Origin of the sequence: Streptomyces diacarni (genome assembly GCF_003323715.1) — a bacterium.
In the GTDB taxonomy this organism is placed as follows: Bacteria; Actinomycetota; Actinomycetes; order Streptomycetales; family Streptomycetaceae; genus Streptomyces; species Streptomyces diacarni.
On sequence record NZ_QOIN01000047.1, the window covers coordinates 490,453 to 505,944 of the forward strand.

Annotated in this window: 17 protein-coding genes; 12 read left to right on the top strand and 5 right to left on the bottom strand. The window is 71.8% G+C overall.

The features are described 5' to 3' along the window. Positions 1 to 2: 2 nt before the first annotated feature. Both DTL70_RS21485 and DTL70_RS21490 read right to left on the bottom strand, forming a co-directional pair. Entirely contained in the window at positions 3 to 1,091 is a 1,089-nt protein-coding gene (locus tag DTL70_RS21485; protein ID WP_114023584.1) for a 2-hydroxyacid dehydrogenase, read from the bottom strand. Further along, the gene (locus DTL70_RS21490; protein WP_114023585.1) at positions 1,088 to 1,765 is read right to left on the bottom strand and encodes an HAD family hydrolase; all 678 of its coding nucleotides are present in this window, start codon (positions 1,763 to 1,765) and stop codon (positions 1,088 to 1,090) included. The genes DTL70_RS21485 and DTL70_RS21490 overlap by 4 nt, the downstream gene beginning before the upstream one ends. A 148-nt stretch (positions 1,766 to 1,913) precedes the next feature. On the opposite strand from DTL70_RS21490, the gene DTL70_RS21495 reads away from it, so the two are divergent. Together DTL70_RS21495 and DTL70_RS21500 are read left to right on the top strand one after the other, a co-directional pair. Further along, on the top strand, positions 1,914 to 2,699 hold the full coding sequence (locus DTL70_RS21495; RefSeq protein ID WP_114023586.1) for a DeoR/GlpR family DNA-binding transcription regulator: 786 nt from the start codon (positions 1,914 to 1,916) through the stop codon (positions 2,697 to 2,699). 116 nt (positions 2,700 to 2,815) lie between these two features. Then, positions 2,816 to 4,132, top strand: a complete 1,317-nt coding sequence (locus DTL70_RS21500) for an MFS transporter (protein WP_114023587.1) — start codon at positions 2,816 to 2,818, stop codon at positions 4,130 to 4,132. A 56-nt stretch (positions 4,133 to 4,188) separates the two neighbouring features. Here the strand turns inward: DTL70_RS21500 and DTL70_RS21505 are convergent, their stop codons facing one another. Beyond that, positions 4,189 to 4,596 (bottom strand): DUF3224 domain-containing protein, encoded by a 408-nt coding sequence (locus DTL70_RS21505; protein WP_114023588.1) that lies wholly within the window; start codon positions 4,594 to 4,596, stop codon positions 4,189 to 4,191. 100 nt (positions 4,597 to 4,696) lie between these two features. Between DTL70_RS21505 and DTL70_RS21510 the strand changes: the two genes are divergently transcribed. From DTL70_RS21510 to DTL70_RS21555, 10 genes are all read left to right on the top strand, one after another. Further along, the gene (locus DTL70_RS21510) at positions 4,697 to 5,662 is read left to right on the top strand and encodes a helix-turn-helix transcriptional regulator (protein ID WP_114023589.1); all 966 of its coding nucleotides are present in this window, start codon (positions 4,697 to 4,699) and stop codon (positions 5,660 to 5,662) included. 42 nt (positions 5,663 to 5,704) lie between these two features. Then, the gene (locus tag DTL70_RS33635; RefSeq protein ID WP_181861028.1) at positions 5,705 to 6,352 is read left to right on the top strand and encodes a DUF5753 domain-containing protein; all 648 of its coding nucleotides are present in this window, start codon (positions 5,705 to 5,707) and stop codon (positions 6,350 to 6,352) included. Continuing rightward, positions 6,349 to 6,543, top strand: coding sequence for a DUF397 domain-containing protein (locus DTL70_RS21520; RefSeq protein ID WP_342776505.1), 195 nt, complete (start codon positions 6,349 to 6,351; stop codon positions 6,541 to 6,543). The genes DTL70_RS33635 and DTL70_RS21520 overlap by 4 nt, the downstream gene beginning before the upstream one ends. Positions 6,544 to 6,553: 10 nt before the next feature. Further along, the gene (locus tag DTL70_RS21525; RefSeq protein ID WP_114023591.1) at positions 6,554 to 6,808 is read left to right on the top strand and encodes a putative antibiotic biosynthesis monooxygenase; all 255 of its coding nucleotides are present in this window, start codon (positions 6,554 to 6,556) and stop codon (positions 6,806 to 6,808) included. 119 nt (positions 6,809 to 6,927) lie between these two features. Beyond that, positions 6,928 to 8,016, top strand: a complete 1,089-nt coding sequence (locus DTL70_RS21530; RefSeq protein ID WP_114023592.1) for a TetR/AcrR family transcriptional regulator — start codon at positions 6,928 to 6,930, stop codon at positions 8,014 to 8,016. Positions 8,017 to 8,102: 86 nt separating this feature from the next. Beyond that, entirely contained in the window at positions 8,103 to 8,996 is an 894-nt protein-coding gene (locus tag DTL70_RS21535) for a beta-keto acid cleavage family enzyme (RefSeq protein WP_114023593.1), read from the top strand. A 46-nt stretch (positions 8,997 to 9,042) separates the two neighbouring features. Beyond that, a complete protein-coding gene (locus tag DTL70_RS21540) occupies positions 9,043 to 10,017 on the top strand; it encodes a 3-hydroxyacyl-CoA dehydrogenase NAD-binding domain-containing protein (RefSeq protein ID WP_114023594.1) in 975 nt (324 codons plus the stop codon). Then, positions 10,014 to 10,556 carry a thioesterase family protein gene (locus DTL70_RS21545; RefSeq protein ID WP_114023595.1) on the top strand — a complete coding sequence of 181 codons (543 nt, stop codon included), beginning with the start codon at positions 10,014 to 10,016 and terminating at the stop codon, positions 10,554 to 10,556. The genes DTL70_RS21540 and DTL70_RS21545 overlap by 4 nt, the downstream gene beginning before the upstream one ends. A 342-nt stretch (positions 10,557 to 10,898) precedes the next feature. After that, positions 10,899 to 11,858, top strand: a complete 960-nt coding sequence (locus DTL70_RS21550) for a TauD/TfdA dioxygenase family protein (RefSeq protein ID WP_181861014.1) — start codon at positions 10,899 to 10,901, stop codon at positions 11,856 to 11,858. 160 nt (positions 11,859 to 12,018) lie between these two features. After that, complete coding sequence (locus DTL70_RS21555) at positions 12,019 to 13,308, top strand: lipase family protein (protein WP_114023596.1); 1,290 nt, start codon at positions 12,019 to 12,021, stop codon at positions 13,306 to 13,308. 67 nt (positions 13,309 to 13,375) lie between these two features. Here DTL70_RS21555 and DTL70_RS21560 read toward each other — a convergent pair whose 3' ends face one another. Both DTL70_RS21560 and DTL70_RS21565 read right to left on the bottom strand, forming a co-directional pair. Continuing rightward, positions 13,376 to 14,377 (bottom strand): zinc-binding dehydrogenase, encoded by a 1,002-nt coding sequence (locus tag DTL70_RS21560; RefSeq protein WP_114023597.1) that lies wholly within the window; start codon positions 14,375 to 14,377, stop codon positions 13,376 to 13,378. Positions 14,378 to 14,498: 121 nt separating this feature from the next. Further along, positions 14,499 to 15,491: a hypothetical protein gene (locus tag DTL70_RS21565; protein ID WP_114023598.1), complete on the bottom strand. Its 993-nt coding sequence runs from the start codon at positions 15,489 to 15,491 to the stop codon at positions 14,499 to 14,501. Position 15,492: the final 1 nt, after the last annotated feature.

Below are 15,492 nucleotides of genomic sequence, written 5' to 3' on the forward strand. Positions count from 1 at the left end.
GGCTACCGTCCTCCGTCGAGGGTCTGCGGGTTGACGACGTACTCGGGGCGTTCGCCGCGCAGGTGGGCGGCGGCCTGTGCCGCGGTGATGGCGGCGGCGCGGTCGGCGGTCTGCCGGGTGGCGCCGGCCAGGTGCGGGGTGGTGATGACGTTCGGCGCCGCGTGCAGCGGCCAGCTGGCGGGCGGCGGTTCGACGTCGTACACGTCGAGCGCGAGCGCGCCCAGGTGTCCCGACTCCAGCAGGGCGGGCAGCGGCGCGTAGTCCATGAGTTCGCCGCGTGCGGAGTTGACGAGCACGGCGCCCTTGGGCAGCAGCTTGAGGTTGTCGGCGTGCAGCATGTGCCGCGTCTCGGGGGTGACGCGGGCGTGCAGACTGACGACGGAGCTGCGGCGCAGCAGGTCGTCGAGGGCGACCAGTTCCACACCGTCCGCGGCGGCCTTGGCCGGGTCGGTGTAGGGGTCGGCGACCAGGACGCGGGAGCCGAAGGCGCGCAGCACGCGGGCGACGATGGACCCGATGGCGCCGTAGCCGACGAGGCCGACGGTGGTGCCGTCGAGTTCGATGCCGGCGTTCTCGATCGCGTAGTAGTCGCCGCGCCAGGTGCCCTTCTTCAGCTCGGCGTCGGAGGCGGGGATGCGGCGCAGCGCGGCCAGCATCAGACCGAGCGCGAACTCGGCCGCGGCGGCGGCGTTGCGGCCCGGGGTGAAGGTGACGGGGATGCCGGCGCGGGTGGCGGCCTCGACGTCGACGTTGACGGGGCCGCCGCGGGCGACCGCGATCAGCTTCAGGTGGGGGGCTTCGCGGATGACGCGATCGGTGAAGGGCGCCATCTGCACGAGGGCGATCTCGGCGTCGCCGAGGGCTTCGAGCAGCTCGTCCTCGGTGCCGGACGCCTCCTTGACGTTGCCGACGGGCCCGAAGGGCGTGTGCGGCCACGGGGTGGTCTGGGTGCGGAAGGCCAGCTCCGCGCCGGGTGCCGCGGCCCTGAGCGCGTCGACGAACAGCTGCGGGGCGATGAAGTGGTCGCCGGAGGCGAGAACCGTGGTCGCGCCGGTGGCGCCGGTCGCGCCCGCGGGCTTGGGGTCCGTCATGCCCGGTCACCTTCCTTTTCCTTGAGCTTGCCGAGCAGGTAGCGGCGTACGGCGTCGTGCTCCGTGGCACAGTAGGCGGCGCCCGCCAGCGCGTCCTCGGCCGGTGGGTAGCCGGGGTTGGGGATGGCGACGACGGTCATCCCGGCAGCGGCGGCGGCGCGCAGCCCGTTGCTGGAGTCCTCGACCGCCAGGCAGTCGGTGGCGGGGACGCCGAGCTTGTCGGCGGCCGCGAGGTAAACGTCGGGGCTGGGCTTGCCGCGAGGGACCTCGGCGCTGGAGACGGTCGCCTTGAAGTGGTGGTCGACCCCGTGGTGGGTCAGCACGGCGTCGATGACGCGGCGCGGCGCGGACGAAGCGAGCGCGATGGGGCCGAGGGCCGCGGCGTCGGTGATCATCTCGCGGGCGCCGGTCAGCAGCTCGATCTCGCCGTCCTCCAGCGCCTTGATCATGCCGTCCACGACGGAGCGCTCGGTCTCGGCGACGCTGTCGCCCCCGCCGGCGAAGTCGGTGAGGAACGCGGCCCACTCGGGGGCGCTCATGCCCTGGCAGCTCTTGGTCTGCTCCGGGCCCCACTGCCTGCCGCGGTCGGCGGCGAACGCGCTCCACAGCCGCTCCCAGAGATGCTCGCTCTCGACGAGCACGCCGTCCATGTCAAATACCACTGCATCGGCCACGGCCGGAACTCCTCACATTCGGCTCCCAGCAAATTAACACCGGTTTTGTTATCTGTCACTTGTGACCTGATACGCGTCCCAGAGCGGATGTGTGGCTCGGAGCGGTCCGAGGGCCGACGGGCGCGGCGCCGGGTGCAGGATGGTCCGTATGACCGCCCAGGGAGCAGCGCGCGCCTCGCGCCAACAGCGTCAGCAGCAGATCGTCGACCACGTGCTGGCCAAGGGCGACGCCGCGGTGGCGGAGCTGACCGAGCTGACCGGCGTCAGCGTGATGACGGTGCACCGCGACATCGCCGAGCTGGCCGACCGCGGCATCCTGCGCAAGTACCACGGCGGCGTCTCGGCCCAGCCCTCCACCGTCTTCGAGTCCAGCTCCGACTTCCGGCTGCACGCGCACACCGGCGAGAAGGACGCGCTGGCCCGGGCCGCGCTCGACCTGGTGACCCCCGGGATGTCGCTGATGCTGGACGACTCGACCACCGCGCTGGCGCTGGCCAAGCTGCTGCCGCAGGTCGGGCCGCTGACGGTGGTCACCAACTACCGGCTGATCACCGAGGAGCTGCGGGCCGCCGACGACATCAGGCTGATCGGCATCGGCGGCGAGTACTCGCGCACCCACGACTCCTGGATCGGGCTCTCCGCACTGGAGATGATCAAGAGCTTCTCCGTCGACCTGACCCTGGTCTCCACCTCAGCCATGACCGGCACGATGACCTACCACCAAGAGCAGGAGATCGTCGCGCTCAAGCGGGCGATGCGTCTCGCGGGCTCGGTGAGCGTGCTGCTGATGGACCACAGCAAGGTGGGCCGGAGCGCGCTGCACCGGCTCGACCCGGTGGACACCTTCGACCACGTCGTACTGACGGGCCCCGTCGACGACGAGCCGGTGGCCGAGATGCGGAAGCTGACCGACGTACGCCTGGTAACGACGTAACGACGTAACGACGTAACAAAAGATTCCGTTACCTTTAACACTCCTCTTGATATTTCTCGCGGCCGGGCTGAGGATCTGCGGTGCACCAACTGGTTACCTCAGAGCGGAGGCCCCCGATGACGGATGCAGCGACGCGTGTGCCCGACAGGGGGCTGCTCGATCGCATAGGGCTGCCCAAACCCCTGATACTCGGGTACATCGGCGTCCTGCTGTTCATGATCGGCGACGGCGTCGAGAGCGGCTTCATCGCCCCGTACATGGCCGACCACGGCGCCGGCACCGACGTGAAGGCCGGCTACGTCATCACCGTCTACGGCGTCGCCGTGATGCTGGCGTCCTGGTTCTCCGGTGCGCTCTCCCAGGTGTGGGGCCCGCGCAAGGTCATGTGGGTCGGCCTGGGCATCTGGGCGGTCTTCGACGCCCTCTACCTGCTCTTCGCGCTCGGCACCGAGAACTTCCCGCTGATGCTGCTCTTCTACGGCATCCGCGGCTTCGGCTACCCGCTGTTCGCCTTCGGCTTCCTGGTGTGGATCACCGGCAGCGCACCCAAGGCCCGGCTGGGCACCGCCGTCGGCTGGTTCTACTTCGCCTTCACCGGCGGCCTGCCCACCCTCGGCTCCCTGTGGTCCAGCTTCACCATCCCGCAGATCGGCGAGATGGGCACCCTGTGGACCGCGCTCGGCCTCATCCTGATCGGCGGCGCCATCGCGCTGCTCGGCGCCAAGAAGCGGGGCGGCGGCGAACGGCTGGCCGAGCCCGGCGTCACCACGGGCCAGTCCCTCTACAACAGCGTCTCCATCGTGTGGACCCACCCGCGCGTCCTGGTCGGCTGCCTGGTGCGGGTCATCAACACCGCACCCGAGTTCGGCATGCTCGTCTACCTGCCGCGCATCTTCTCCGACGACGTCGGCTTCGGCACCGACAAGTGGCTCCAGCTGCTGGCGATCATCTACGGCACCAACATCTTCTTCAACCTCATCTTCGGCGCCCTCTCCGACAAGATCGGCTGGCGGACCACCATCGCCGGATTCGGCGCCCTCGGCTGCGCCATCAGCGTCACCGTCCTCTACTTCGTACCCACCTGGCTCGGCCCCGACTACTACTGGGTCGCCGTCCTGGCCGGCATGCTCTACGGCGCCACGCTGGCCGGCTTCGTGCCGATCTCCGCACTCATCCCCAACATGGCCCCCGAGAACAAGGGCGGCGCCATGGCCCTCCTCAACCTGGGCGCGGGCGGCGCCACCTTCGTCGGCCCCGCCATCGCCTCCCTCTTCCTCCCCCTCGTCGGCGCGGGCGGCGTGACCATCGTCTTCCTCGCCCTCTACCTGGTCGCCCTCGTACTGACCCTGTTCCTCAAGATGCCGGAGGAACAGGGCAGTGCGAAGGACGAGCAGGACGCCTCGCCGCAACCGCAGGCGACCACGGCGGTGTGACGTGCAGTCAGGGCCCCGCCGCGCCCGCGGCGGGGCCCTGACTTGCGTGCGAGGGGTCAGGCCAGCGAGTAGGTGAAGGTCACCGCGACCTTCTCCGCGCCGAGGCGGACCTCGTAGGAGCCGTCACCGGTCAAACCGGTGAGCGCGCCGGTGGCTGAGCCGGGGGCGACGTCGAAAGTGCAGCGGATGGTGCCGTCCTCGTCGAAGGTGCCGGACTGCCGGACGACGAACGTGCCCTCCCGGCCGTCGACCGCCCCCGTCAGCACCTCCATCCCGGAGAAGACACCGGTCTTCTCCGTCACGTACACCAGCGCGTACTCGCAGGCGCTGCCGCCGGCCTCGATACCCCCCGCGTAGTCGTTGACGACGGAGGCCCGGGCCAGCCGGGGACCCTCCGTGGCCCGCACCTCCTTCTCGTCCCAGGAGACGGGGGTGAACGTGGCGGAGGTGGTACGCGAACCCATCAGATGCCCTTTCGCAGTGCGGTGGCGGCCTGAACGGCCTGACCGGCATCCTGTCTGCGGTACCTGACACCTCATGTCAGGTACCGCAGACAATGGCGCCATGCGCGCCGACCGGCTCCTCTCACTGCTCCTGCTCCTCCAAAACCGCGGCCGGATGACGGCACCCGAACTCGCCACCGAACTCGCCGTCTCCGTACGCACCGTCTACCGCGACATCGACGCGCTCAGCGCCTCCGGCATCCCCGTCTACGCCGACCGCGGCCCGGCCGGCGGCTACCGCCTCATGGACGGCTACCGCACCCGGCTGACCGGGCTGACCGACACCGAGGCGGGCTCCCTGTTCCTGTCCGGACTCCCCGGCGCCGCCGAGGAACTGGGCATCGGCGCCGTCCTGACCACCGCCCAGCTCAAGGTGCGAGCCGCACTGCCCACCGCCCCCGCCGAGCACACCCGGCGCATCCAGGACCGCTTCCACCTCGACGCACCCGGCTGGTTCCGGGACGCAGAACCGGTACCGCACCTGCCGCAGATCGCCCGCGCGGTGTGGGAACAGCGGGTGCTGCGGGTGCGCTACCAGCGCTGGCGCGGCGAGGTACGGCGCGAGCTGCGGCCGCTGGGCGTCGTACTCAAGGGCGGCATCTGGTACGCCGTCGCCGAGGCCGACGGCGCCGTGCGCACCTACCGGATCTCCCGTTTCGCCGACGTCGTCCCCGGCGACGAGACGTTCGACCGCCCCACCGGCTTCGACCTGCCCGCCTACTGGGCCGACTCCGCCCGCCACCTGGAATCCCGGCTGCGCCAGAACATCGCCCGCGTCCGCCTCTCCCCGCAAGCCCAACGGCTGCTCCCCGCCAAATTCGGCACGGCCGGCGTCCGCGCCCTCTCCCAAGCGGGCGCACCCGACGAAACCGGCTGGATCGAGACCGACCTGGACGTCGAGTCCCAGCCCGTCGCCGTCTCCGACCTCCTCAGCCTGGGCCCCGAAGCCGAGGTCCTGGGCCCACCCGCCCTCCGCACCGCGATGGCCGAGGCCGTCACGGCCCTGTCCGCGCACTATGCGATATGAGCGCTTTCCGCAAAATGGCCCCGCTTATGGCGAATTGCACTCATGTCGATGCTCCCGCCAGGGGACCTCCTCCTCACCCTCTGGGAACTCGCCCTCGCGGACCCTTCACAGTTCCGCGAGAAGTATCGCCGCTACATGACGTTGGAGGCTGAGGCCCTCAGCCTGTGGCATTACGCGGTCAGCGCTCTTCCCGGTCTGTTGCAGACTCCCGAGTACGCACGGGCGCTCCTCACCGAGGGCGGGCTCGCCGACAAGGAGCTGGCACGGCAGGTCGAAGCCCGTGTAGGGCGCCGCGCACTCCTGGAGCGGGACAACCCTCCACGCTTCCGCACCATCTTGTCGGAAGCCGCGCTGAGGACCCCTCTGCCGGACGCGGAAGCCTGGCAGGAACAACTGCGGCACCTGCTCGCGATGGGCGAGCGCAAGAACGTCGTCATGCACGTCGTACCGCACAGGTCCGGCCTCCACGGACTGACGAACGCCCACACCATGTTTCTGCGAACCCCAGACGGTCGCACGGTGGCGTGGGTGGAGACCGGCTACTCGGGCGTCCTTGCCGAAGACACGGCATCTGTGGAGCAATTGCAACTCAAGTACGATTCGGTGCGCGATCTCGCCCTGTCGCCCACCGAATCGCGGCAGTTCATTACGCAGATGCTGGAGGAAACCCAGTGCGACTCACCGACTTGAACACCGCAGCGTGGCGCAAGAGCTCGTACAGCAACCAGGACGGCGGCGAATGCGTCGAGATGGCCGCCAACCTCCCCGCCCTCGTCCCCGTCCGCGACAGCAAAACACCGGACGGGCCCCACCTCGCCTTTGAGACAGCCGCCTGGGCCGCGTTCGTCAGCGCTCTCCGGCAGGAACGACTCGGCGGTTGAGCACGGCTCGATGAGGGGCCGGGGCCACCTGTCCCCGGCCCCTCATCCGCGTCCGCGTCCGTGTCCACACACCGTCGGCGCGCTGATCACCCGGCTCGCCGTCTACCCGACGATCACCGTCACGCCCGGCCTGATCGGCCCGGCCATGGCCGGGATACCGCTGCCCCTGCGCGCCCTGGCCCTCACCGCGGTCGTGGTGCCCGTCTCCGCGTACGCGCTGCTACCGGCGCTGAATCGCCTCGCCGCCCGCGTGTTGCGCTCCTGACTAACGCATCAGTCAGGGGGCGCAACGCCCTGGATTTTCCGGGAGTTAACCGAACAAAAGGGCACGTAACACTCAGCACGTCATTGCGGTTATCTCAATGCATCCCTACGGTGGTCGGCATGCGGCACACAGCGGGCGACAGGATCGAGGACAGCGCGGGCGAGGTCGCCGAGCGGGTCCGGAAGGTCGTCGAGGCTGCCGGGTGCACCCAGCGGGAGTTCGCCCGGCGGGTCGTCATGGACCCGTCCAAGCTGTCGCGCGCGCTCAGCGGCACGCGCCGGTTCACCGTCGCGGAGCTCGCCCGTATCGCCGACGCGGGTGAGGTGGACGCCGGGTGGCTGCTCGGCTCCGCAACCGCGGACGCGACCTCCACAGGCGCGGACGCGACCTCCGTCGGCGCGGCGGCGACCTCCCCCGGCACGGTGACCGCCTCCCCACAGGCGGTCACCGCCGCTCCAGCCACCGCACCGTCTTCCGTCACGTCGAGGGAGCCCCTACTCCCCTCCGCGGGGCGCCCGTTGCAGATCGTGCGGGAGACGGTGCGGTTGATCGCCGAGCACGGGTTCCACGCTGTGCGGGTCGCCGACATCGCGGCCGCCTGCGACGCGAGCACCGCCGCGATCCACTACCACTTCCCCGGCCGCGCGGAGCTGCTGGAGGCGGCCGTGCGGTGGTGCATGGACGAGGACACCGCCAGCCGTGCGACGCGCATCGCCGAGGCGGGTGCCGGTAACGCCGCGGTCGAGCTGCGCGAACTCCTCGCGTTGCAGACGCCGCGCACCGCTCAGCAGCGCAGGCAGTGGCTGGTGTGGCTGGACCTGTGGGCGGAGGCGGCGCGGTCGACGGCGATCGGCCGGCTGCACGTGGACTACTACCGCCAGTGGCGCACCACTGTCGCCGACGTCATCCGGCGCGGCATCGCCCAGGGCGTCTTCCGGGACGCGGATCCCGAGTTCAGCGCCCTGCGCCTGACCGCGCTGATCGACGGCCTCGCCTCGCAGGTCCTGGCCAGCGCCGCGGGCGCGGAGGACACCGCGGGCGCGGAGGACACCTCAGGCGCGGGCGCCCGCCCCGACACCGGCCCCGACGACATGTACGCGGCGCTGCTCGCCCACGTCCGCACCGAGCTGCTGTCCGAGGCCGATGCCGACGCTGAGGCCGAGGCCGAGGTCGAGGTCGACGCCGACGCGAGCTCCGTCGAGTTCTGACGCCCCCTTCGGCACCCTTTTCGAGACATTCACCCCCACCCCCAACCGTCCATACGGTCCTCAACCGTCCCTACGGAGGTATCGCCATGTCCATCACCGAGAACGTCATCATCACCGCGGCGCTCACCGGCGCCGGTGACACCGTCGGGCGCAGCCCGCACGTGCCGGTCACTCCGGAGCAGATAGCCACCTCGGCCGTGGAGGCGGCCGAGGCCGGCGCGGCCGTCGTGCACATCCACGTCCGCGACCCCGAGACGGGCAAGCCCTCCCGGGAGCGGCACCTGTACCGCGAGGTGCTGGAGCGGGTCAAGGAGACGGGTACCGACGTCGTCATCAACCTGACGGCCGGCATGGGCGGCGACCTCGTGCTCGACGCCGACCAGCCGCTGGAGAAGGGCGCGCTGGACGGCACCGACCTGGTGGGCGGTCTCGACCGGCTCCCCCACGTCGAGGACCTGCTGCCCGACATCTGCACTCTGGACTGCGGCTCCCTCAACTTCGGCGACCAGCTCTACATCTCGACCACCGAGATGCTGCGCAAGGGCGCGCGCCGTATCCAGGAGCTGGGCGTGCGGCCCGAGTTGGAGATCTTCGACACCGGGCAGCTGTGGTTCGCCAAGCAGCTGCTCGACGAGGGACTGCTCGATGAGCCGACCCTCTTCCAGCTGTGCATGGGCATCCCGTGGGGCGCTCCCGCCGACCCGGGCGTGCTCCAGTCGATGGTCAACTTCCTGCCGTCCGGCGCGCAGTGGGCGTCCTTCGCGCTGGGCCGCATGCAGATGCCGTGGGTGGCGCAGTCGATCCTGCTCGGCGGCAACGTGCGGGTCGGTCTGGAGGACAACCTGTACCTGTCGCGGGGTGTGAAGGCGACGAACGCGCAGCTCGTCGAGCGTGCCGTGCAGATCACCGAGTCCCTCGGGGCGCGGGTGGCCTCGCCCGACGAGGCGCGCGAACAGCTCAGGTTGAAGCCCCGCGCCTGACGCGCCCGACCCCTCCCCCACCCCTCCCACCTCAGGAGCACCACCCATGACCCTCCCTCCCACGGAGCCCACCGACGTCACCAAGGTCACCTGCATCGGCGCGGGTGTCATCGGCGGCGGCTGGGTCGCCCACTTCCTGGCGCGCGGTTACGACGTGACCGCGTGGGACCCGGCGCCCGACGCGCCGGAGAAGCTGCGCCGCCTGGTGGACGCCGCCTGGCCCGCGCTGACCCAGCTCGGTCTGGACGAGGGCGCTTCCCGTGACCGGCTGACGATCGCCGGCACGCTCGAAGAGGCGTGCGCCGAAGCGCAGTTCGTACAGGAGAGCGCCCCGGAGAAGCTGGACCTCAAGCGGGATCTGCTCGCCCAGCTCGACGCGGCGACCCCCTCGGGCGTCGTCATCGCCTCCTCGACGTCGGGCTACCCCATGACGGACATGCAGACCGAGGCGGCCGACCCGAGCCGGCTGCTGGTCGGGCACCCGTTCAACCCGCCGTACCTGATCCCGCTGGTGGAGGTGGTGGGCGGCGAGCGCACCGCGGGCGAGGCCGTCGCGTGGGCCTCGCGGTTCTACGAGGTGGCGGGCAAGTCGGTGATCACGATGGACCGCGAGGTCCCCGGCTTCATCGCCAACCGCCTCCAGGAGGCGCTGTGGCGGGAGGCGCTGCACATGGTGGCCAACGGCGAGGCCACGGTGAAGGAGATCGACGACTCGATCACCGAGGGTCCTGGGCTGCGCTGGGCGTTCATGGGGCCGTGCCTGACCTTCGCGCTCGCGGGCGGCGAGGGCGGAATGGGCCACATGCTCGACCACTTCGGGCCTTCCCTGAAGTCGCCGTGGACCCGCCTGGAGGCGCCTGAGCTGGATGGGGCGCTGCGGGACGCGATGGTGGACGGCTGCGACGAGGCGGCGGAGGGCCGCACGATCGCGGATCTGGTCGCCGAGCGGGATCAGGGCGTCATCGACGTGCTGCGCGCGACCGGCCGGCTGCCGAAGGCCGAAAAGGGTGGAGCCGAATGACGGGCAGCTCGCTGCCGTTGTTCCGCCAGACGGTCCGCCCTGAGTGGATCGACTACAACGGCCACATGAGCGAGGCCTTCTACGTCCTGGTGTTCGGCCACGCGACGGACACGATGATGGACGCCGTCGGTCTGGATCCGGCGTACCGGGAGCGTTCCGGTTGTTCGCTCTACACGGTCGAGGCGCACGTGCGGTACCTGAAGGAGGTGCCGGAGGGCACCCCGCTCGCCGTGCGGACGCGGATCCTCGGCGTGGACGGCAAGAAGCTGCGCTTCGCCCACGAGATGTACGCCGGTGAAGCGGCCGACGGCCAGGAGGCCGAGCAGGACACCGCCGGGCAGGACACCGCCGGGCAGGACTCGGCCGGGCAGGACGGCGGCGCGGAAGCGGTCGCCACCATCGAGCTGTTCGCGCTGCACGTCGGCGCTCAGGGCAGCGCTCCGTTCCCCGAGCCGGTGCGCGAACGGCTCTCCGCTCTGCTGGAGGAGCCCCCCGCGTGGGCGGGGCGGGCCATCGGCCCGGTGCCGCGCGCCGTCTGACGCGCGGGAGGGGGAGGGGACGCGGCAGCTCCCCTCCCCCTCCGACCAGGGCCCCCTCCGACCAAGGTCCCCTGGAAGGTGACGGGCGAGAGGCCGTGTTGACGTTCCGGGGGCGCCACTCCCAGAATGACCTCCATGGTCGCGCACTCCTCTTCCCCGCTCGGACGCCTCGGCGTCCCGTGGCGGCGTGGGTGCGAGCGATCCGGTCTCTAGCTGGGGCACGGCTCCGTAGGTGAGCCACGGGCCACGGCCCCAGCCCGCCCGCGCGGCGATGTCCGCCCATGCGGCGATGTCCGCCCGCGGCGCTTCCATCCCGACCGGATCCTTCTGGAGGACCCTTCCATGAGCATCACCACCCCCGGCACGACCACACCCACTCCCACTACTCTGCGTGACGCCCGCGTTCCCGAGGGCGGCCTCTACGAGGGCGTGCGCACCCTGCGGCCCTACCCCGAGGACTGGCAGGAGCGCGGTTACGAGCTGATCGAGGTCGTTCCGCAGACGCGGGTCATCGGCGCGGAGATCCGCGGCGCCGACCTGACGCGGCCGCTGAGCCCGGCGCTGCGCGAGGAGCTGAACCGGGCGCTGCTGGAGTGGAAGGTCATCTTCTTCCGCGGCGCGAACCTGGCGCCCGAGCAGCAGGCCGCGTTCGCCCGCCACTGGGGCGAGCTGGAGACCAATCCGCTGCTGGCGCGCGGCTCCAGCGACGAGATCGTCCGCTTCGAGAAGGCCGCCGACAGCGCGGGGACGCGCCCGACGTACGAGAACGTCTGGCACACGGACGTCACCTTCCGCGAGCGTCCCGCCATGGGCGCGGTGCTCCAGCTGCGGGAGGTGCCGCCGATCGGCGGCCACACCATGTGGGCAGACATGGCCGCCGCGTACGACAACCTGTCGCCGCGGGTGAAGGAGCGGATCGACGGCGCGACGGCGATGCACGACTTCATCCCGGGTTTCGCGCGCTTCACCTCCGCCGAGCGGCTGGCCGAGCTCCAGGACGAGTTCCCGCCGGTCGAGCACCCGGTGGTGCGCACGCACCCGGAGACGGGGCGGAAGATGCTGTTCGTGAACACCTCGTTCACCACGCATATCGTGGGCATGGACCGGGCGGAGAGCGACCGCCTGCTGGCCGAGCTGGTGCGTCAGGCGCACGTGCCCGAGTACCAGGTGCGGTTCGCCTGGCAGCCCGGCGACATCGCCTTCTGGGACAACCGCGCCACCCAGCACTACGCGCTGTTCGACTACATGGGGCACCGCCGCGTCGCCGAGCGCGTCGCCGTCGTCGGCGACCGCCCCTTCTGAGCGGACCGCACGTCCGGGACGGTCTCCCACCGGCACGCCCCTTCCGCCGCCGATTTCCGGACGATTCGCCCTCCGCCCCGTGGCGTGGACTCCTGACGCGTCAGTACCGTCGAGTCAGCCGGCTTCACGCTCCGGCGCACCGCTGAGTTGGGAGTGGGCCATGGAGTCGTTCCGTACGGCGTCGGCTGGTGGGCGGGGCGCGAGGTGCGGGACACGGCGTCGTGGCCGTACCGCGGCGGGCGCGGTGGTCTGCGCGCTGGCAGCGGTGGCGCTGACGGGTGCGGCGCCGGCGGCGGAAACCGGACAGACGGCGGGGCGGACAGCCGAGAACGGTGCCGCGACCGCGTTTCGGACGGCGGAGCCGTCCGGGCGCGGTGGCGGCCCCGGCTCCGTGCTGAGCGCGGAGCCGACCAGCTTCCGGTCCGGGCCCGGTGTCCCCACCGACACCTCCGCCTGGAAGATCACCTACCGCTCCACCAGCGCGGACGGCCGGCCCAACACGGTCTCCGGCACGGTCCTCGTGCCGCACGACGGCAGGGGCGGCACACGTCCCCTCGTCACGTACGCCGTGGGGACCGTCGGCATGGGCGACCAGTGCGCGCCCTCGTCCGGCTTTCCCGACGGGACGACCACCGAGGCGCCGCTCGTCAACGCGGCGCTCGTGCGCGGTTACGCGGTGGCCGTCACCGACTACGAGGGGCTCGGCACCCCCGGGGACCACACGTACACGGTGGCCCGCGCCGAGGCCACCGCCGTACTGGACGCCGCGCGGGCCGCCCAGCGGCTGCCCGGGGCGCGGGGACTCGGCGTCGGCCCGCGCTCACCGGTCGGCATCATGGGCTACTCGCAGGGCGGGCAGGCCAGTGCGAAGGCCGCCGAGATCGCCGCCTGGTACGCGCCGGAGCTCGACGTGCGGGGCACGGCCAGCGGTGGCGTGCCGGCCGATCTGGCCCAGGTGGCCGAGGCCAGTGACGGCGGGGACAACGCCGGGTTCGTCCTGATGTCGGCGATCGGCCACGACGCGGCCTTCCCCGGGCTGCACCTGGGCACGTACCTCAACGACAAGGGCCGGCGGCTGACCGCGATGGCCCGCGACGCGTGCGCGAGCGAGATCCTGGAGGCGGCCGCCGGCACCCGCATGGACGAGCTGACCGTGACGAACCCGCTCCGGCGCCCGGACTGGCACGTCAGGCTCGCCGCCGACACGCTCGGCGAGCGGGCCCCGGCCGCGCCCACCTTCGTCTACCACGGCGAGGCCGACGAGGTCGTGCCGTACGCCCAGGGCCAGGGGCTGCGCGCCCGCTGGTGCGCCAGGGGCAACGCGGTCAGCTTCCGGTCGTTCCCCGGCTCCGACCACGTGGGCACGGCCGTCGCGGGCAACGCCCCGGCGCTGGCCTGGCTCGGTGACCGCTTCGCGGGCGAGCCCGCGCCGGACGACTGCCCCGCGTAGACCGGCGGGCGGGCCCGCCGATACACCCGCCCGGCTGGACGCCCCACGCTCACTCCACAGTCAGCACTCACTCCACTGTCAGCAGCGTCTTGCCCAAGGTCTCGCGGGCCTCGATCGCCGCGTGCGCGCCGGCCGCGTCCGCCAGCGGGAACGTCTGGCCGACGACGGGCGCGAGGCGTCCCCCGGCGGCCTCGAACAGCGCCCGGTCCAGCAGCGGTTTCGCCTGCTCGGGGGAGAGCTGGACCTGTTCGATACCGGCGAGAGCCACGCCGCGCGCGGCGGCCGCCTCCCGGGGGAGTCGCGCGAAGCCGCCGGCGGGCGCGCCGTGCGCGGAGAAGCGGCCGCCGCGCGCCGTCAGCTCGAAGGCCTCGCCGCCCAGGGTGCCGCCCGCGCCGTCGAAGACGACGTCGACGCCGCGCTCACCGACCACGGCGCGCACCTTCTCCGTCCATCCGGCCTCGGTGTAGTCGACCGCCGCGTGGGCGCCCAGTTCCTCGCGGGCGAGCGCCAGTTTCCGCTCGCCACGCGCCGCGGCCACCACGCGCGCGCCCGCCGCCCGTGCCAGCTGCACCAGCAGGGAGCCGAGGCCACCGGCGGCCGCCGGCACGAGCACCCAGGCGCCGGGCCGCAGGGCGCCCTCGCCGACGGCGTTGTCGAAGAGGCGCACGGCGGTGGGGCCGTCGTGTGTCAGCGCGGTGGCGTCCCGCAGGCTCACGCCGTTCGGCAGGGTGCTCACCGTCTCGACACGGGCGAGGGCGCGCTGCGCGTATCCGCCGCCGGCCCCCGCGCCGGCGGGCGGGACGGTCTTGGCGACGACCTGCCTGCCCAGCCAGGCTGGTTCCACGTCCTGGCCGACGGCGGTGATCCGCCCGCCGACCGCGCCGCCGGGCACGTAGGGCAGCGGCGGGGTGAAGAGGGCCTCGCCGCGCCGCACCTGGGTCTCCAGGAAGAGCACGTCGGCGTAGGCGACATCGATGACGACCTGCCCGGGATCTGCCACCGGGTCGGGCAGGTCGACGGCTCGGAGGACGTCGGGTCCGCCGAACCGCTCCAGTGTGATACCGCGCATCGTGACCACTTCCCTGTTGCTGGCGGATGCTCGCGCTCCGCGCGTCGAGACCGCGCCCCTCGCGGGTTGCCTCGCGAGGGGCCGAACGGGAAGAAGTCTTCAACTTCAACCGAGGTTCAGGTCAATCGGCCGACGGCGTCCGCACCTCGTCGCGGATGCCGTCGACGCGGTCGGCCCACTTCTGCAGGTCCACGTCCTTGGGGTCGACCGAGTAGGTGTCGAGGCTGTCCTTGGCGACGTAGGCGGCGGTCCCCGGGTCGCTCCAGGCGCACACGGGTATCGTCAGCTTCCGTCCCTGCTGCGTCTTGACCAGGACCTCGCAGGTCAGCGGGTCGCCGGAGCCCGTGGGGGTGTAGTCGCGGCGCTTGACGGCCACGTCCATGGCCGAGCCGGACTCCATCCCGTCCATCATCTGGTTCTTCGACGTCTCCGGGTCGCCGTAGTCCTCGCCGCTGGCGGCGCCGTAGAGCAGACGCGAGGTGCCGGCGGCGTCGGCGTAGGAGCCCAGGTGGGCCTCCTCCCCCGGGTTGCCGGTGTCGACCGAGTCGCTCAGGTCGTCCTTGAGCTTGTACGAACCGCCGTCCAGCGTCTTGGGGAACTCCAGTTCGTACTCGGTCTCCGAGGCGGTCGGGCTCGGCGTCGGCTCCTCGGCGTCCTGTGACGGCTCGGTGTCGTCGGCGGGCGCCTCGGAGTGCTCCGACTTCGCCTTGTCCCCCTTGTCCCCCTTGTCGCCGTCATCACCGGAGACGAACAGCAGCGTCCCGGCGACCGCGAGCGCCACGACGAGCACAGCGCCCACCACGAGGGCGACCACCTTGTTGCTCCGGTTCGGCGGCGGCCCGGGCGGCGGACCGCCGTACGGACCGAGCGGACCCGCGGGGCCCCCAGGACCCGCGGCGCCCGGATATCCGGGCTGCCCGTAACCACCTGCGGACTGGCCGAAGCCGCCACCGGGCTGGCCGAAGCCACTGCCACCGGACTGGCCGTAGCCGCCTTGGGGCGCTGCGAACCCCTCCCCCTGCGGCGGGCCGAAGCCGCCTTGGGGCGAGGGTTGCTGCGGCTGCTGCGGCTGCGGGCCGGGGGGCTGGCTCGGCGGCTGCGGAGGGGTCGTCATC